The following is a 17,329-nucleotide window of genomic DNA, read 5'->3' on the forward strand; positions in this document are numbered from 1 at the left end:
CTCTTCACACGGCGACCTTGAACGCTAGGTTGGGCTGATGAACGGCGCGCAGTCCTTGCTCCGCACCCTTGTCGACGCGGGCGTCGAAGTGTGCTTCGCCAATCCGGGCACCTCGGAGATGCATTTCGTCGCGGCACTGGACAGCGTGCCCGAGATGCGCGGTGTGCTGGCCCTGTTCGAGGGCGCGGTGACCGGCGCGGCCGACGGATACGCCCGCATCACCGGGAAACCGGCGGCGACCTTGCTGCATCTTGGTCCCGGACTCGCCAACGGCATGGCGAACCTGCACAACGCGCGCCGCGCGCACACGCCGATCGTCAACGTCGTCGGCGACCACGCGAGCTACCACAAGCAGTACGACGCTCCGCTGGAGTCGGACATCGAGGGTCTCGCGCGGACACTCGACGGCTGGTTCCGCGAATCCGGGAAGACCGCCGAAGTCGGCGCGGACGCGGCGGCCGCCGTCGCGGCGTCGCTGGACGCGCCTGGCCGGATCGCGACCTTGGTCCTGCCCGCGGACGTATCTTGGGGCGACGGTGGTGTCGCGGCCGCTCCTGTCGCCTCGCGGGCACCGAAAACCGTTGCGGCGTCTACGATCGACGCCGTCGCCGACGTCCTGCGCTCCGGTGAGCCCGTCGCGTTCCTGATCGGCGGCAAGGGGTGCCACGAAGCCGGCTTGCTCGCGGTGAGCCGGATTTCGGCGGCCACGGGCGCGAAGGCGTTCATCGAGACGTTCCCCGCCAGGCTGGAACGCGGCGCCGGCCTGCCGTCGATCGACCGGCTCGGCTACCTGGCCGAGCAGGCCATGTACCAGCTCGACGGCATCAAGCACCTGATCGTCGCCGGCGCGAAACCGCCGGTCTCCTTCTTCGCGTACCCCGGCAAGCCGAGCGAACTCACCCCGCCGGACGCGAAGGTCCACACCCTCGCGGCGATCGACGAACACATCCCCGCCGCGCTGGAAGCACTGGCCGCCGTGGTCGCCGCCGACACGGAACCCGTTCTCCAGCAAGCGAACCGCCCGGCGATGCCGAGCGGTCCGCTCACCCCCCAGAACTGGGTCGACGTGATCGGCGCGCTCCTCCCCGAGCACGCGATCATCGCCGACGAGGCCAACACCTCCGGCCTCTTGCTCCCCGCCGCGACCGCCGGCGCGCCCCGGCACGACCACCTGACGCTGACCGGCGGCGCGATCGGCTACGGCATTCCCGTGGCCACCGGCGCGGCCGTCGCGGCGCCCGGCCGTCCGGTGATCAGCCTGCAGGCCGACGGGAGCGCGCTGTACACGATCTCCGCGTTGTGGACGCAGGCAAGGGAAAACCTCGATGTCACCACGGTCATCCTGAACAACCGCGCGTACTCGATCCTCAAGATGGAACTGCAGCGCGTCGGCGCCGAAGCCGCCGGTCCCCACGCGCTCGACCTGCTCGACCTGTCCCGTCCGGACCTGGACTTCGTGAAGATCGCGGAGGGCATGGGTGTCCCCGCCACCCGTGCCACCACCGCGGAAGAACTGGCCGAGCAGTTCGAGCGCGCCGTGCGTGAACCAGGCCCCCACCTGATCGACGCTTGGGTACCGCCGCTGTTTTAACCCCCGAGCAGCGCGCAGTCGAACTTCTCGTTCGCCGTCAGGCCAAGCTGGATGACCTTGGCGTCGTCGCGGTACGTGCCGTCCTCGTTGTAGCTGTCCTCGATCCAGATCTCGTAGCTGCGGTCGCCATACCCCGGAACCGGCGCGCTCAGGCCGAGCCGGTACTCGGTGACGTCCTCGTAGGTCTCCTTGACCTCGGCGACCGTGGACCCGACGCCGATGCCCTCGTACGTGCGGACGTTGTCCGGCACGCGGACGCGGACGACGCCGTTCTCGTGCGAGATGGCGACCCGCATGTTGTCGCCGGGCCGGTCGACGGTGGCGTAGCGGTTGCACGAGCCGTCGTCCCAGCCGTCGCCGGAAAGGTAGCCGGAGCGCAAGGCCTTCGCCTCCGACTGGCCGAGCTTCACCTTGTGGAAACCCTCGGGTGTGAGGACGTCACCGGACGCCGAAGCGGGCGTCAGGCCGCCGACGAGCAGAGCGGCGCCGACGACGATTCCCATTGCCGCGAAAGACTTCTTGAACATTTCGATTCCCCAGAATCCCCTGGAAGCGACCCCCTGTCGCTTTCACACTGCAGAAGACGCCAAGGCGGGCACGGGGTTGCCCCGGTTCCGATCTTTTCTCGGAATGACCGCCGTGAGCACCAGCCCGGCCACCGCGGCGGCCGCGCCGACGAGGAAGGTCGCGCGGAACCCGGTGAGCGACGGCACGGTCAGCGCGCCGACGGTGATCGTCATGTGCGCGAGCATCGTGGCCATCACCGCGCTCGACGCCGAGGTGCCGAACGCGCGCATGAGCGAGTTGACGCCGTTGGCGGAGGCGGTCTCGGTGACGGGCACCGCGCCCATGATCAACGCGGGCATCGCCGAGTACGCGATGCCGACCCCGGCCCCGATGATCACGGTCGCCACGACGATCTCGAAGACGTTGTCCATCAACGCGGTCGCGAAGAGATAGCCGAGCGCGATCACGACCGCGCCGAGCATGAGCGTCAGCCGCGCGCCGAACCGCTTCGCCAGCCTGGCCGACACCGGCGACAGCACCATCATCACCAGCCCGTTCGGCGCGAGCAGCAGTCCGGTCTGGACCATGCTCTGGCCGAGCCCGTACCCGGTCGACGACGGCGCCTGCAGCAGCTGCGGGAACGACAGCGCGGACGCGTACATCGCGAACCCGACCAGCACGGAGGCGAGGTTGGTGAACAGCACCGGCCGCCGCGCCGACACCCGCAGGTCGACGAGCGGGTCCCGCCTGCGCAGCTGGTAGAAGCCCCAGCCGAGGAAGATCAGCACGGACGCGCCGCCGAGTCCCAGCGTCAGCGGGCTGGCCCAGCCCCATTCGGTGCCCTTGACGATCGGCAGCAGCAGGCACAGCAACCCGGCGGAAAGCCCGACGGTGCCGAGATAGTCGAACGGCGCGGGCGTGCGGACCGGGGATTCGGGCACCAGCTTCAAGATCAGCAGCCCGCAGATCGCGGCCAGCGCGCCCGCGCCCCAGAACAGCACGTGCCAGTCGGCGTTCTCCGCGACGACGGCCGCGACCGGCAGCCCGATCGCGCCGCCGACGCCGAGCGTCGCGCTCATCAACGCGATCGCGGCGCCGATCCGGTCCGGCGGCAGCTCGTCGCGCATGATGCTGATGCCCAGCGGGATGACGCCCATGGCGCAGCCCTGCAGCCCGCGCCCGGCGATCATCAGGCCCAGATCACTGGTCAGCGCGGACAAAACGGACCCGATGATCAGCAATCCGAGACTCGCCAGCAGGATCCGGCGCTTGCCGTAGAGGTCGCCCAGCCGCCCGCTGACGGGCGTGACCACGGCCGCCGCGAGCAGCGTCACCGTGACCACCCACGACGCGTCGGTCGCCGAAGCGTTCAGCAGCCGGGGAAACGACGGGATCAGCGGAACGACCAGCGTCTGCATGAACGACGCCACCAGCCCGCACGACGCCAGCACGACCACGATCAACCTCGGCGAAGCACTCTTCGCACCTTCGCCAGCCATAGTTAGCAATGCTACCTAATTGCCGGACTCACCCGATCCGGTGTGACCCACACAACGTCAGTACCTGTGGCAGATTGACCGCATGGACGAACCCGACCTGGCCACCCTCCGCGAGCGCGCCGCCGCCGACCAGCTCACCGAGCTCACCGAAGACTGAACCCGGGATAAAGCGGGCTTTACTCCCGGGGATAAAGCCCGCTAAATCCCCGGGAGTAAAGCCCGCTTTATCGCGGGGCCTAGAGCCAGGTCGCCACGCCGCCGTGGCCCGAGCAGGTGCCCCTGCGGTTCTGGCTGTAGGAGTAGGTGCCGTCCTTGCACTTGGCGGACGCGCCCGCCGGGCTGCCGCCGGGACGGTGAACGCAGTTCCCGTCGACGTTGCGGTAGTAGTCGCCGCCGCATTCGGCGGCCGCCGCCTTCTTGGCCGACGTCGCCTTGGGCGCGGGTGTCGGCGCCTGCGGCACGAACGGCTGCACCGCGGGCGCGCTGGTGCTCGTCGTGGTGGAGACGACCGGCGCTGACGTCGTCGTGCTGGCGGGCGCGGTTTGCAGCGGGTAGGTCGACGTCTCAGGCGTGCTCGTCGTCGTGGTGAGCACCGTGGCGGGCGTCGCGACGGCGCCGCAGCCGGTCAACACGGCGAAACCGAGCACCAGACCGCTGGCGGTCTTCAGGAATGCGTGCCGCACGGAAACCTCCGTCTCGTTCAGGTTCCCGGCAAGTCGCGACGAGCCGATTTCCTGTTACAGAAGGAATTTCGTCAACTTCTGACAGGTGGCGGCGTTACGCTGACGAGGTGACGATCCGGTATCCGGCCGAGATCGCGGTCGCCGTCGCGGTGCTCGCGGGTTCCGTGCTGGCCGCGCTCAACGATCCCGAGACGCCCAGGCTGGCCGCGCTCGGCTGGGTGCTGACCGTGGCCGCGTGCGCCGCGTTGTTCGCGAGGCACCGGTTCCCCGTCGCGGTCACCGCGTTCACGTTGTGCTGCTGCGCCGTGTACTACCCGCTGACCGATCCCGACGGCATCGTCATCCTGACGTTCGCGTTCGCGCTGTACAGCTCGGCCGCCGACGGGCACGTCCGAGCCGCGGCAGGACTCGCGGCCGCGTCGATGCTCGGGGTGACCGTCGGCGAACTCAGCTCGACGAGCGGTCGACATGTCGACAACTTCGCGTTCTTCCTGATGACCGGGTGGTTCATCGCCGTCGTCGCGGTCGGCGCCGTGACGCACTACCGGCGCGAGGCCGAACGGTCCAAAGAGGACGAAGCACGGCGCAGGGCGACCGAGGAACGGCTGCGCATCGCGCGCGAGCTGCACGACGTGCTCGGGCACAACCTCGCGCTGATCAACGTGCAGGCGGGCGCCGCGTTGCACAGCAAGGACCCAGACCAGGCGCAGGACGCGCTCGGCACGATCAAGCGCACCAGCAAGGAAGCGCTCCAGGAACTGCGCGCGACGCTCGGCATGCTGCGGCAGGCGGACACCGCGAGCGTGTCGCGGATCAGCGAACTCGCCGAGGCCGTGCGCGCGAGCGGGCTCACCGTGCGCACCGAGATCGACGTCAAGACGCTGCCGCCGGACGTCGACCTCGCCGCGTTCCGGATCGTGCAGGAGGCGCTCACCAACGTGACCCGCCACGCCGCCGCCAGCACCGTCACCGTGCGCGTCCGCGACACCGGCCATGATGTGTCGGTGCAGATCGAAGACGACGGCCGGGGCGGCGCCGCGCGTCCCGGCAACGGGATCCGCGGGATGACCGAGCGGGCCGAGGCGCTCGGCGGCGAGCTGACGGCGACCGCGTCGGAGACCGGGTTCCGGGTCCACGCGAGGCTGCCGCGATGATCCGGGTGCTGCTGGTGGACGACCAGACCCTCGTCCGCGCCGGTTTCAAGTCCATTTTGGACGGTGAGGCCGACATCCGGGTCGTCGCCGAGGCCGCCGACGGCAAGCAGGCGCTCACCCAGGCACATGAGCACCAGCCGGACGTCGTGCTGATGGACATCCGGATGCCCGGTATGGACGGGCTCACCGCCACCCGCCATCTGCTCGCCGACCCGAAGCTGACCGGCACCAAGGTCGTCATCCTCACCACCTTCGACCTCGACGACGAGGTCTACGGCGCGCTGCGGGCGGGCGCGAGCGGGTTCCTGGTCAAGGACACCGAGCCGATGGAGCTCATCCACGGCGTGCGGGTGGTCGCGCGGGGCGACGCGCTGCTCGCGCCGTCGATCACCCGGCGGCTGATCTCGGAGTTCGCGGGCCGGTCCGGCCGCCCGGCGCCGTCGCCGCGGCTGGCCGCGCTCACCGAACGCGAGCGCGAGGTCATGACGCTGGTCGCGACCGGGCTGTCCAACGACGAGATCGCCGCCCGGCTCGTGCTCAGCCCGGCCACCGCGAAGACACACGTCAGCCGGATCATGACCAAGCTGGACGTCCGCGATCGTGCGCAATTGGTCGTGCTGGCCTACGAATCGGCCATGATCACGCCGAAATGGCTTTCCGGCGATTGACCGTGCTCCCATGACAAGGGTACTCATCGCCTTATGCCGCACATCGCGATTTACGGCCGTGAGCAACACCTTTCGTCCATTCAGGACGAGCTGTACGAGTGCGTTCGCAGCAGCATGGAAGACGCGTGGGGCGTGCGCGAAGAGGACCAGATCCAGCGGTTCATCAAGCTGAAGGACGAGGACTTCCGCTTCAAAGGCGCGTACAGCGGCAAGCTGACCTACATCGAGATCCTCATGCTCGAAGGCCGCGACGCCGAGCTCAAGAAGAAGTTCATCCGGACGCTCTACGCACGCGTCGCCGAGCGCTGTGGGATCGACGGCCAGGACCTCGAGATCATGATGCACGAGACCCAGCGGGCGAGCTGCGGCTTCGGCGGGCGGCCCGCCGACGAAATCGGTTAGCGCACGCCCGATAGAATATGGCGGGTAAGCAGCACAAACACCCGTCCCGTAAGGACCGAGCACGTGAAGATCGACAACAGTCCCGCCCGTGGCACCCGCGACCTGCTACCTGGGGTTGTCGCGCATCGGGACCACGTGCTCGCCACGATCTCCGAGGTCTACCGGCGCTACGGCTACGAGCGCATCGAGACCCCGGCGCTGGAGGCCATCACCCGGCTGACCGGCGGTGAGGGCGGCGAGAACGCCAAGCTCGTCTACCAGGTGCTCAAGCGCGGCCTGCCCGAGCAGGTCGAGGCCGAGACGCCGCTGAACGACCTGATCGACCTGGGCCTGCGGTTCGACCTGACGGTCCCGCTCACCCGGTTCTACGGCAACAACCAGGCGAACCTGCCGCTGCCGTTCCGGTCGTTCCAGGTCGGCCCGGTCTGGCGCGCCGAGCGGCCGCAGAAGGGCCGCTACCGGCAGTTCTACCAGTGCGACATCGACCTGATCGGCGAGGAGTCCGTGCTCGCCGAGGCCGAGCTGATCGAGGCCACCACCGAGGCGCTCGCCGCGGTCGGCCTCACCGACAGCACGGTCCGGCTCTCCGACCGGCGGTTCCTCTCGGCGCTCGCCGAGCACGCGGGATTCGCCGAAGAGGACTGGATGCCGTTCTTCATCACGCTGGACAAGCTCGACAAGATCGGCTGGGACGGCGTCCGCGCCGAGCTGGTCGAGAAGCGCGGGCTGCCCGAGAGCGCGGTCAAGACGGCGCTGGACGGCATCGAGCGCCTGCGTGACCTGCCCGCGTCGAAGGTCGCCGAGAGCCTGAAGGACGTCGTGCCGAACCTCGACGAGCAGGTCGTGTCCGACCTGGCCACCACGGCCGCGAGCCTCGACCGGCTCGACGGCATCGCGTGGGCGTTCGACCCGACGCTGGTGCGCGGCATGGGCTACTACACCGGCCAGATCTTCGAGGTCAGCCACCCGTCGACGACGTCGTCGCTGGCCGGCGGCGGCCGCTACGACAAGCTCGTCGGCCGCTCGCTGGGCAAGGACGTGCCCGCCTGCGGGTTCTCGATCGGCTTCGAGCGGATCGTGGACCTGCTGGAGCAGAAGCTCGACCGCCCGAAGACCGCGGTGCTCTACGAAAGCGACGTCGCGGTGCCGGACGCGCTCGCCGCGGCCCGCCGCCTGCGCGCCGAGCACGGCGAGGTTTCGGCGATCAAGCGCAGCGGCAAGTTCCCGGCCCAGCTGAAGCGGCTCGAAGACTGGGGCTTCACCGCCTTCGCGCACCTGCGTGCCGACGGCGAGTCCGAGGTGCGCCAACTCCGGTAGTACGGGGAAGTCCCTAGGGGACAACCGCGGGAGTACGCGAAGTGCCCGCTGGAGTACGACGCTTCAGCGGGCACTTCTGCCGGAGTCTTTCCGGCATGGAAACCATGACTCGCACCGAAGGCAGGCTGGGGCGGCTCGCCGGGTGGTCGCAACGCAACCGCTGGCTCGCCGTGGTGCTCTGGGTGCTCACTCTCGCCGCGATCACCTTCGCGTCCAACTCGGCCGGCAGCTCGTACCACAACGACACTTCTTTGCCCGGCACCGAATCCCAGCAGATCCGCGACCAGTTCCCCGAGAACGGCGCGACGATCCAGATCGTCTTCCCCGGCAACGCTTCCGTCGACGGGATGCTCGCCGAAGTCCGCACGCTCCCCCATGTCAAAGCCGTCGCCGAGCCGGTCTTGTCCGCGAACGGCAAGACGGGCTACGCGACCGTCGCGCTCGACGACGCCACGCCGGGCGAGGACGTCCGCAAGATCATCGACACGGCGACCAAAGTGGACGGTGTCGCGCTGAGTGGTGACGCCGTGCGCGCCGCGCAGGAAAGCGGCGGCGGGGCGTCCGAAGGCATCGGGCTGCTGGCCGCGCTGGTGATCCTCGTGTTCCTGTTCCGGTCGCTGCTCGCGGCGGGCCTGCCGGTGATCACCGCGGTGTTCGCGGTCGGCAGCACGCTCGGCGTGATCGTGCTGGTGAGCAGGCTCGTCGACATCGCGGACTACACCGCGCCGCTGATGATGCTGGTCGGGCTCGGCGTCGGCGTCGACTACGCGCTGCTGATCTTTTCCCGCTACCGCAGCGAAATCCTCGACGGCCACGACCGCGAGACGGCGGCGCGGCGCGCGCTCGACACCGCGGGCCGCTCGGTGCTCTTCGCGGGCTGCACGGTGATGATCGCGCTGCTGGGCCTGCTCGCGCTCGGTCTCGGCTCGCTGCGCGGGGTGGCGCTGGCGGTCGCGTTGACCGTGCTCGTCACCATGATCGCGTCGATCACGCTGCTGCCCGCCTTGCTGTCGCTGTTCGGCAAGCGCATCGAGCGCAACATCCAGCGGCGGAAAGTCAAGCACGGCAACGCTTGGCGCAAGCTCGGCGAGGCGGTCCAGCGTCGTCCATGGGCGCCGCTCGCGGTCGGGCTCGTCGCGTTGATCGGACTCTCCGTGCCCGCGCTGGGCATGCGGCTCGGGTTCGCCGACTCGGGCACGGACCCGTCGACGTCGACCACCCGGCAGGCCTACGACATGCTCGCCGACGGTTTCGGCCCCGGCTTCAACGGCCCGCTGATCGTCGTCTCCGAGAACGCGTATCCCGTTGCGGTGCAACAGAAACTGACCAGCACGCCCGGCGTCGACCGCATTCTTCCGCAGGGCCCGATCGTGCTCGTCTACCCGACGACGGCTCCCCAGGACGCCGCGACGGCCGAGCTGGTCGGAAAGCTTCGCACCGAGGTTTTGCCGACACTGCAAGGGAAGTTCCTCGTCGGAGGCTCGGTCGCGGCCGCGGCTGACTTCGCGTCGGCCGTGTCCGACCGGCTGCCGCTGTTCATCCTGGTCGTCGTCGGCCTGTCCGCGTTGCTGCTGATGGTGGTGTTCCGGTCGATCCTGATCCCGGTCAAGGCCGCGCTGCTGAACCTGCTGAGCATCGGCGCGTCGCTGGGCGTGATCACCATGGTGTTCTCGCCGACCGGGCCGATCGAGGCGTTCGTGCCGGTGATGATCTTCGCGATCGTCTTCGGGCTTTCGATGGACTACGAGGTGTTCCTCGTGTCGCGGATGCACGAGGAGTACAAGCGCACCGGCGACGCGCGCCACGCGGTCACCGAAGGACTCGCGGCGACCGGCGGGGTCATCACGGCGGCCGCGGCGATCATGATCGTGGTGTTCGGGGCGTTCCTGCTGAACCCGTCGCGGATGCTGCAGCAGTTCGGCATGGGCCTCGCGGTCGCCGTGCTGCTGGACGCCCTGGTCATCCGTTGCCTGGTCGTACCGGCCGTCATGCGGCTGCTGGGCGACCGCGCGTGGTGGTTCCCCAGAAGCCTGCGCAAGCTGCCTACGGTGGCGCTGGAGGCCTGAAAGGCTCGTGAGCGTTGCGGGCGGTTCTAACCGCCCGCAACGCTCACGAGTCCTTATTCGTAGATCTCGCCCTTTTCGGCCTTGGTGACCAGGCTCTCCGGGGGCAGGAAGTGGTCGCCGTAGCGCTCGGCCAGCTCACGCGAGCGGGCGACGAACCCGGCCAGGCCACCCTCGTACTGGTTGATGTACTGGATGACACCACCCGTCCACGCCGGGAAGCCGATGCCGAAGATCGAGCCGATGTTGGCGTCGGCGACGGACGTCAGCACGCCCTCGTCGAAGCACTTCACGGTCTCCAGCGCCTCGGCGAAGAGCATGCGCTCCTTGAGGTCCTCGAACGGCACGTCCGCGCTGCCCGAGTTGAAGGCCTCACGCAGACCGGACCAGAGCCCGGTGCGCTTGCCCGCCTCGTCGTAGTCGTAGAAGCCGGAGCCGGTGGAGCGGCCCTTGCGGTCGAATTCCTCCACCATGCGGTCGATGACGCCCTCGGACGCGTGCGCGTTCCAGGTGCCGCCGGCGGCCTCGATCGCCTCGCGGGTCTCCTTGCGGATCTTGCGGGGCAGCGTCAGCGTCAGCTCGTCCATCAGCTGCAGCGGCGGCGCGGGGTAGCCCGCCTGCGAACCGGCCTGCTCGATCGACGACGGCGAGACGCCCTCGCCCAGCGCGGCGACGGCCTCGTTGAGGAAGGTGCCGATGACGCGCGAGGTGAAGAAGCCGCGGCTGTCGTTGACGACGATCGGGGTCTTCTTGATCTGCAGGGTGTAGTCGAAGACCTTGGCCAGCGTGGCCGGGGAGGTCTTCTCACCGCAGATGATCTCGACCAGCGGCATCTTGTCGACCGGCGAGAAGAAGTGGATCCCGATGAAGTCCTCGGTGCGCTGCACGCCTTCGGCCAGCGTGGTGATCGGCAGGGTCGAGGTGTTGGAGCCCAGCACCGCGTCGGCGTTGACGACGCCCTCGATCTCGGCGAACACCTTGTGCTTGAGCTCGACGCTCTCGAACACGGCCTCGATCACGAAGTCGACGCCCGCGAAGTCGGCCGCGTCCGCGGTCGGCTTGATCTTGGCGAGCAGCGCGTCCGACTTCTCCTGCGTGGTCTTGCCGCGCGAGAGAGCCTTCTCTTCGAGCTTGACCGCGTAGCCCTTGCCCTTTTCGGCGCCTTCGAGCGTGACGTCCTTGAGCACGACGTCGATGCCCGCCTTGGCGGAGACGTACGCGATGGCCGCGCCCATCATCCCGGCGCCGACCACGCCGACCTTCTTGGCCTGGAACTTCTCGAAGCCGTCCGGCCGCGAACCACCGGAGTTGATGGTCTGCAGGTCGAAGAAGAACGCCTTGGTCATGTTCTTCGAGACCTGGCCGGTCGCGAGGCTCACGAAGTAGCGGGTCTCGATCTTGATGGCGGTGTCGAAGTCGACCTGCGCGCCCTCGATGGCCGCGGCGAGGATCGCGCGCGGGGCCGGCATGTTCGCGCCCTTGATCTGCTTGCGCAGGTTCGCCGGGAACGCGGGCAGGTTCGCCGCGAAGCTCGGGTTGGACGGGGTGCCGCCGGGGATCTTGTAACCCTTGACGTCCCACGGCTGGACAGAGGCCTCGGGGTTGGCCTTGATCCACGCCTTGGCGGCGGGCACCAGTTCCTCAACGCTGCCAACGAGTTCGTCGACGAGACCGAGTTCGAGCGCCTTGCTCGCGCGGTGCCGCTGGCCCTGCAGCAGGACGTTCAGCAGCGCGCTCTGGATGCCGAGCTTGCGCACGGTGCGCACGACGCCGCCGCCGCCGGGAAGCAGGCCGAGGGTGACCTCGGGCAGGCCGATCTGCACCCCGCGCACGTCGGCCACGATGCGGTGATGCGTCGCGAGCGCGAGCTCCAGGCCACCGCCGAGCGCGGCGCCGTTGATGGCGGCGACGACCGGCTTGCCCAGCTGCTCCAGCCTGCGCATCTGGCCCTTCATCTCCGCGCCGCCCGCGGTGATCTCGGCGGCCTGCTCCGGCTGTGCCTGGATCAGGTCGTTGAGGTCGCCACCGGCGAAGAAGGTCTTCTTGGCGGAGGTGAGCACGACGCCGGTGATGGAGTCCTTCTCGGCCTCCAGCCGGTCCACGATCACGCCGAGCGACTCGCGGAAGTCGGAGTTCATCGTGTTGGCGGACTGCTTGGGGTCGTCCAGGGTCAGCACGACGATGCCGTCGGAGTCCTGCTCCCAGCGGATGGTCTTCGCTTCAGTCATTGTCTCTTCCTCAGACCCGCTCGATGATGGTCGCGACGCCCATGCCGCCGCCGATGCAGAGGGTGACCAGCGCGCGGCGCGCCTGGCGGCGTTCCAGCTCGTCGACCACGGTGCCGACCAGCATCGCGCCGGTGGCGCCGAGCGGGTGGCCCATGGCGATCGCGCCGCCGTTGACGTTGACCTTCTCGGGGTCGAGCTTCAGGTCCTTGATCCACTTGAGCACGACGGAGGCGAACGCCTCGTTGAGCTCCCACAGGTCGATGTCGTCCGGGGTGAGCCCGGCGGTGGCGAGCACCTTCTCGGTGGCCGGGGTCGGGCCGGTGAGCATGATCGTCGGCTCGGAGCCGGTGACCGCGGTGGCCACGATGCGGGCGCGCGGGGTCAGGCCGAAGTCCTTGCCGACCTGCTCGCCGCCGAGCAGCACGATGGCGGCGCCGTCGACGATGCCCGAGGAGTTGCCGCCGGTGTGCACGTGGTCGATGCGCTCGACCGAGTGGTACTTCTGCAGCGCGACGGCGTTGAAGCCGCCCATCTCGCCGATGCCGGCGAAGGCGGGCTTGAGCTTGCCGAGGCCCTCGGCGGTGGTGCCGGGACGGCGGTGCTCGTCGTGGTCGAGGATCGTCACGCCGTTGATGTCCTTGACCGGCACGACGGACTTGGTGAAGTACCCGCCGGACCAGGCGGCCTCGGCCTTCTCCTGCGAGCGGACGGCGAACGCGTCGACGTCGTCGCGGGTGAAGCCCTCGATCGTGGCGATCAGGTCGGCGCCGATGCCCTGCGGGACGATGTAGTTGTCGTAGTTCGTGGTCGGGTCGAGGAACAGCGCGCCGCCGTCGGAGCCCATGGGCACGCGCGACATCGACTCGACACCGCCGCCGATGACCAGGCGGTCCCAGCCGGAGCGGACCTTCTGCGCGCTCAGGTTGACGGCCTCGAGGCCGGAGGCGCAGAAGCGGTTGAGCTGCACACCGGCGACGCTCTGCGGCAGGCCCGCGACCAGCGCGGCGGTGCGGGCGATGTCGCCGCCCTGCTCGCCTACCGGGGACACCACGCCGAGCACGATGTCGTCGATCACAGCGGGGTCCAGGTTGGGGTGGCGGACCTTCAGCTCGTCGATCAGGCCCGCGACCAGGTCGACGGGCTTGGTGCCGTGGAGCGCACCACCCTTGTTCTTGCCGCGAGGCGTGCGGAGCGCCTCGTAGATGTACGCCTCACTGCTCACTGAAACTCCCTCGTGCACGACGTCTTCGGGGTGCTAATGACCATTAACATATGCCTACAGAACCCCATGGTGTCAATGGGTTGCGACCGAGTCAACTCGGCTACAGTATGTTCACCTATGGATCACCCACCCGCGCGCCGCCCGCGCGACCGCAAGGCCACGCTGGCCGCGGTCGCCGCCGAGCTGTTCCGCGCCCGCGGCTATCACGGCGTCGGCATCAACGACATCGCCGCGGCGGGCGGCGTCACCGGCCCGGCGCTGTACCGGCACTTCGCGGACAAGCAGGCGATCCTCGCGTACGTGGTGCTCTCCGGCATCGACGACATGGAGTCGGCCACCGCCGAGACACTGACAGACGGCAGCCCGGAGCAGATCTCGACCTTGCTCACCACGCTCGCAGGCCAGGCCGTGGAGCGCCGCGAGGTCGCCGCGCTGTGGCGCTGGGAGGGCAAGCACCTGCCGCGCGACGACCAGCGCGAGATCCGCCGCCGCTCGGCCGCGGTCCTTTCCGCCTGGACGAAGGCACTCCTCATCCACCGCCGCGAGTTGACTCCTGACGATGCGGAGTTGCTGTGCTGGGCGGGATTGAGCGTGTTCGGGAGCGTCTCCGTGCACCACACGACCATCGCAAAGAAGCGCTTCTCACAGCTACTGGTCGACCTCGCACAACGTGTCCTGCACGCGATGATTCCGGCCCAGTCCGTCAAGTCCACTGTTATCGAACCGCTCAGCGTCGGCACACCGGCCCGGCGCGAGCAACTGCTGACGGCGGCGACCGCGCTCTTCGGCGAGCGCGGCTTCCACGCGGTCAGCATGGAGGACATCGGCGCGGCCGCGGGCATCACCGGCCCCAGCGTCTACCGCCATTTCCCGTCGAAGGCCTCGCTCATGGTCGCCATCGGCCACCGCGCGGCCGACCGCCTCGCCGTCGGCGCCGACCAGGCGATGCGCAGCGCGGACGAGAGCGAGGCGCTGCGCAGGCTCGCGGCGTCCTATGTGGACACCCTGCGCAACACGCCGGAGCTCTCGGTCTCCTTCTCCGGCGACCCGGTCATGCTGCCGGAGCGGGACAAAGCGGACCTGCGCCGCGTCCAGAAGGACTACGTCGCGCGCTGGACGGCACTGCTGTCCACGGTCCGCCCCGAACTCAACGAGCGCGAGGCGAAGATCATCGTCCACGCGGCACTCACCATCGCGAACGACCTGACCCGCACCCGCCGCGTCACCACCCGCCCCAACCTCGAAGCGGAACTCGTCGCCCTGATGACCGCGGTCCTCGGCCTGCCCTGAACATCCCGAAAGCCGCATTGGGGACGTGCGACGTCCCCAATGCGCCTTTCGGAACCTACGACGTCCCCAATGCGCCTTTCGGAACCTACGACGTCCCCAATGCGCCTTTCGGAACCTACGACGTCCCCAATGCGCCTTTCGGGACGTGCGACGTCCCCAATGCGGCTTTCGGGTTTTTGCGAGCCCTACTTGCCGCAGAGCGCGGCGTCCAACGTGGCCTGCATGCCCTCGTGGGCGGCCGGGCTCACCGGGTCCTGATTGGCCTCCACGGTGGCCGCGCGCCCGTCCGGCGCCGCGAACGCGAGCGTCGCGAAGCCGAGGATGTCACCGCCGTGTCCCCAGAATTCCTTGCCACAGGACAAATACAGCTTCCCCAGCCCGAGCCCGTACTCGGAATCGGCGTCCCGCGGCACCGTCCGCTTCATCTCGGCCAGCTGCGCGGGCCGCAGCAGCCGGCCGCCGAGCAGCGCGGTGAAGAACCGGTTCAGGTCCTCCCCCGTGGTCACCAGCCCGCCGGCGGTCCACGCGATCGTCGCGTCGAACTCCGTGAAGTCCGCCAGGGAGCCCTTCAGCGGCGTGTAGCCGCGCGGATGCGGCGCGGGCAGCCGCTCGTCGCCGCGCACCGGAAGGTAGGTGTCACGCAGGCCGAGCGGCCTGAGGATCCGCGAGGACAGTTCGGCCTGGACTGTCCGGCCGGTCACCCGCTCGACCAGCATCCCGGCGAAGATGTAGTTGGTGTTGGAGTACGACCATTTCGCGCCGGGCGGGAACAGCGGCGGATGCTTCATCGCGAGCGCCACCAGCTCGGCGGGCTCGGCGCCGCGGTGGCGGAGCGTCTCCGGGTCGTCGAGGCGCAGGTCGTCGAGATAGTCGGGCAGGCCGCTGGTGTGCTGCAGGAGCTGGCGGACGGTGATCGCGCCGGTGCCCGCCTCCGGCAGGTAGCGGGTGACCGGCGCGTCCAGCGCGACCTTGCCTTCACCGACCAGTTGCAGCACCAGGACCGCGACGAACGGCTTGGTCACGCTGCCCGCGCGGAAGTGGCTGTGCCACGGCATCGGCGCGCCGGTGCGCAGATCGCCGACGCCACTGCGCAGCGCGTAGCCGCGCGTGGTGACCTGCGCGCCCGGCGCTCCGGCCGCGACGACCGAGTCGAGCGTCCGCTGGACCGGACGATGCCCGGTGGCGGCCGCCGGACCGGCCATGGTCGCCGCGAGCAGCGCGACGATGCCGGCCGAAGCGGCGATTCGCTTGCACGGCAAGGACATTCGCATGGGACCCCCTCGTTGTCGATTAACCGGAAACGAGCCTAGGAGGCCAAGCGGCCGCCAACGATCCAGCGAACCGGAGTATCGGCACGGGGGTCAGCCCCACCATGTTCGCCATCGGGCGAAACCACGCGCTTCGGCGCGCGTTCGCGGTCATACTGTCGCGCGTGCCCACGACAAGCCGCCTGCACCTCGTCACGGCAGACGAGGATCACCGCGTCTCCACCCTGGAGCTGTTCTTCGACCTCGTCTTCGTCTACGCGATCACGCAGACCACCCAGCTGATGGCCGATCATCTGTCGCCGCTCGGCATCGGCCAGGGCATGGCGATGCTCACCGTGCTGTGGTGGTGCTGGAGCGGATACGTGTGGCTCGGCAACACCATCCACGTCGACCAGGGCATCGCCAGGCTCGCGCTGTTCGGCGCGATGGCCGTGTCGTTCCTGGTCTCGCTGACGATCCCGGAGGCGTTCACCGACCTGCCCGGCGGGCTGGACGCGCCGCTGCTGTTCGTCGGCTGTTATCTGGCCGTGCGGCTGCTGCATCTCGTCGCGTACCTCGGCGCCGCGCGGCACGATCCGGGACTGCGCAAGGTGCTGCTGCAGATGTTCCCCGGCGTGCTGCCGAGCGTCGCGCTCCTCACCGTCGCGACGTTCTTCGGCGGCTGGCCCCAGTTCGGGCTGTGGGCGGTCGCGATGCTGTGGGACTACGGGAACGTCTTCTTCACCAGGTCCTCGGAGTGGCGGGTGAACCAGCCTGGGCATTTCGCGGAGCGGTACGGGCTGATCGTGATCATCGCGCTCGGCGAGTCCATCGTGGCCATCGGGATCGGGATCTCGGCGCTGCCGATGTCGTGGCTCGTGGTCGGCGCGGCGACCGGCGGCCTCGCGCTGGCGGCGGGCATGTGGTGGACGTATTTCGACGTGGTCGCGCACGTGTCCGAGCACAAGCTGACGAAGGCGGAAGGCGCCGAGCGCGTCAAGATCGCCACGGACTCGTACACGTTCATGCATCTGCCGCTGATCGCCGGGATCGTCCTGGTCGCGTTAGGGCTTAAGAAGGCTCTGCTCTACGTCGCGGACACCGAGCACCACAGCGCCTCGGAAGCACTGCATGGCGTCCCGATCTGGGCGCTGACCGGCGGCCTCGCGCTCTACCTGTTCACACTCGCCGCCCTGCGCAGGCGCAACCTCGGCTCCTGGAACCACCAGCGCCTGATCCTCGCCGTCCTCCTGCTGGCCGCGACTCCACTCCTGGAGCACGTACCTGCCGCCGCGCTGGTCGCGATCGTCTCGGTGACGGTGTTGGGCCTCATAACTTTCGAACGAAACCGCAGGTCAAAGGTCGTGAGTGGGATCGCCGGTTAGAACCGGCCGTACCACTCACGACCCCAGAGCTGGCGAAACCGCCGAACCCGAGCTAACCTACTCGTGAGTAGGT

At 69.0% G+C, this 17,329-nt stretch carries 14 protein-coding genes; 8 read left to right on the top strand and 6 right to left on the bottom strand.

The features are described 5' to 3' along the window. Nucleotides 1–37 precede the first annotated feature (37 nt). The gene (locus AB5J62_RS35375) at nucleotides 38–1,591 is read left to right on the top strand and encodes an acetolactate synthase large subunit (protein ID WP_370944345.1); all 1,554 of its coding nucleotides are present in this window, start codon (nucleotides 38–40) and stop codon (nucleotides 1,589–1,591) included. Here the strand turns inward: AB5J62_RS35375 and AB5J62_RS35380 are convergent. The 3 genes from AB5J62_RS35380 to AB5J62_RS35390 all read right to left on the bottom strand — a co-directional run bounded on the left by AB5J62_RS35380 (nucleotide 1,588) and on the right by AB5J62_RS35390 (nucleotide 4,280). After that, a complete protein-coding gene (locus AB5J62_RS35380) occupies nucleotides 1,588–2,118 on the bottom strand; it encodes a hypothetical protein (protein WP_370944346.1) in 531 nt (176 codons plus the stop codon). The genes AB5J62_RS35375 and AB5J62_RS35380 overlap by 4 nt on opposite strands. Nucleotides 2,119–2,160: 42 nt before the next feature. After that, nucleotides 2,161–3,597, bottom strand: a complete 1,437-nt coding sequence (locus AB5J62_RS35385; protein ID WP_370944347.1) for an MFS transporter — start codon at nucleotides 3,595–3,597, stop codon at nucleotides 2,161–2,163. A gap of 236 nt (nucleotides 3,598–3,833) precedes the next feature. Then, nucleotides 3,834–4,280 carry a DUF3761 domain-containing protein gene (locus tag AB5J62_RS35390; protein ID WP_370944348.1) on the bottom strand — a complete coding sequence of 149 codons (447 nt, stop codon included), beginning with the start codon at nucleotides 4,278–4,280 and terminating at the stop codon, nucleotides 3,834–3,836. A 107-nt stretch (nucleotides 4,281–4,387) separates the two neighbouring features. Here AB5J62_RS35390 and AB5J62_RS35395 point away from each other — a divergent pair, with 107 nt between their 5' ends. From AB5J62_RS35395 to AB5J62_RS35415, 5 genes are all read left to right on the top strand, one after another. Then, entirely contained in the window at nucleotides 4,388–5,434 is a 1,047-nt protein-coding gene (locus tag AB5J62_RS35395) for a sensor histidine kinase (protein ID WP_370944349.1), read from the top strand. Then, nucleotides 5,431–6,102 carry a response regulator gene (locus AB5J62_RS35400; protein ID WP_370944350.1) on the top strand — a complete coding sequence of 224 codons (672 nt, stop codon included), beginning with the start codon at nucleotides 5,431–5,433 and terminating at the stop codon, nucleotides 6,100–6,102. Before AB5J62_RS35395 ends, AB5J62_RS35400 begins: the two co-directional genes overlap by 4 nt. A 33-nt stretch (nucleotides 6,103–6,135) precedes the next feature. Continuing rightward, on the top strand, nucleotides 6,136–6,504 hold the full coding sequence (locus AB5J62_RS35405; protein WP_370944351.1) for a tautomerase family protein: 369 nt from the start codon (nucleotides 6,136–6,138) through the stop codon (nucleotides 6,502–6,504). Nucleotides 6,505–6,567: 63 nt separating this feature from the next. Further along, nucleotides 6,568–7,821, top strand: a complete 1,254-nt coding sequence (gene hisS, locus AB5J62_RS35410; RefSeq protein ID WP_370944352.1) for a histidine--tRNA ligase — start codon at nucleotides 6,568–6,570, stop codon at nucleotides 7,819–7,821. Between the two features lie 95 nt (nucleotides 7,822–7,916). After that, a complete protein-coding gene (locus AB5J62_RS35415) occupies nucleotides 7,917–9,887 on the top strand; it encodes an MMPL family transporter (RefSeq protein WP_370944353.1) in 1,971 nt (656 codons plus the stop codon). 53 nt (nucleotides 9,888–9,940) lie between these two features. Here the strand turns inward: AB5J62_RS35415 and AB5J62_RS35420 are convergent, their stop codons facing one another. Both AB5J62_RS35420 and AB5J62_RS35425 read right to left on the bottom strand, forming a co-directional pair. Next, nucleotides 9,941–12,112, bottom strand: coding sequence for a 3-hydroxyacyl-CoA dehydrogenase NAD-binding domain-containing protein (locus AB5J62_RS35420; RefSeq protein ID WP_370944354.1), 2,172 nt, complete (start codon nucleotides 12,110–12,112; stop codon nucleotides 9,941–9,943). Nucleotides 12,113–12,122: 10 nt separating this feature from the next. Then, nucleotides 12,123–13,334: an acetyl-CoA C-acetyltransferase gene (locus AB5J62_RS35425; protein WP_370944355.1), complete on the bottom strand. Its 1,212-nt coding sequence runs from the start codon at nucleotides 13,332–13,334 to the stop codon at nucleotides 12,123–12,125. Nucleotides 13,335–13,451: 117 nt separating this feature from the next. Between AB5J62_RS35425 and AB5J62_RS35430 the strand changes: the two genes are divergently transcribed. Continuing rightward, nucleotides 13,452–14,624 (top strand): TetR/AcrR family transcriptional regulator, encoded by a 1,173-nt coding sequence (locus AB5J62_RS35430; RefSeq protein WP_370944356.1) that lies wholly within the window; start codon nucleotides 13,452–13,454, stop codon nucleotides 14,622–14,624. Nucleotides 14,625–14,809: 185 nt separating this feature from the next. Here AB5J62_RS35430 and AB5J62_RS35435 read toward each other — a convergent pair whose 3' ends face one another. After that, complete coding sequence (locus AB5J62_RS35435; protein ID WP_370944357.1) at nucleotides 14,810–15,895, bottom strand: serine hydrolase domain-containing protein; 1,086 nt, start codon at nucleotides 15,893–15,895, stop codon at nucleotides 14,810–14,812. A 161-nt stretch (nucleotides 15,896–16,056) separates the two neighbouring features. On the opposite strand from AB5J62_RS35435, the gene AB5J62_RS35440 reads away from it, so the two are divergent. Further along, a complete protein-coding gene (locus tag AB5J62_RS35440) occupies nucleotides 16,057–17,256 on the top strand; it encodes a low temperature requirement protein A (RefSeq protein ID WP_370944358.1) in 1,200 nt (399 codons plus the stop codon). Nucleotides 17,257–17,329 lie beyond the last annotated feature (73 nt).

This window comes from Amycolatopsis sp. cg5, from assembly GCF_041346955.1.
GTDB lineage: Bacteria > Actinomycetota > Actinomycetes > Mycobacteriales > Pseudonocardiaceae > Amycolatopsis.

Excerpts from the sequence above, each read along its gene's own strand:
- AB5J62_RS35400 (WP_370944350.1), top strand. The coding sequence starts at position 5,431 with ATGATCCGGGTGCTGCTGGTGGACGACCAGACCCTCGTCCGCGCCGGT.
- AB5J62_RS35385 (WP_370944347.1), bottom strand. The coding sequence starts at position 3,597 with ATGGCTGGCGAAGGTGCGAAGAGTGCTTCGCCGAGGTTGATCGTGGTC.
- AB5J62_RS35405 (WP_370944351.1), top strand. The coding sequence starts at position 6,136 with ATGCCGCACATCGCGATTTACGGCCGTGAGCAACACCTTTCGTCCATT.
- AB5J62_RS35420 (WP_370944354.1), bottom strand. The coding sequence starts at position 12,112 with ATGACTGAAGCGAAGACCATCCGCTGGGAGCAGGACTCCGACGGCATC.
- AB5J62_RS35435 (WP_370944357.1), bottom strand. The coding sequence starts at position 15,895 with ATGCGAATGTCCTTGCCGTGCAAGCGAATCGCCGCTTCGGCCGGCATC.
- AB5J62_RS35375 (WP_370944345.1), top strand. The coding sequence starts at position 38 with ATGAACGGCGCGCAGTCCTTGCTCCGCACCCTTGTCGACGCGGGCGTC.
- AB5J62_RS35415 (WP_370944353.1), top strand. The coding sequence starts at position 7,917 with ATGGAAACCATGACTCGCACCGAAGGCAGGCTGGGGCGGCTCGCCGGG.
- AB5J62_RS35380 (WP_370944346.1), bottom strand. The coding sequence starts at position 2,118 with ATGTTCAAGAAGTCTTTCGCGGCAATGGGAATCGTCGTCGGCGCCGCT.
- AB5J62_RS35430 (WP_370944356.1), top strand. The coding sequence starts at position 13,452 with ATGGATCACCCACCCGCGCGCCGCCCGCGCGACCGCAAGGCCACGCTG.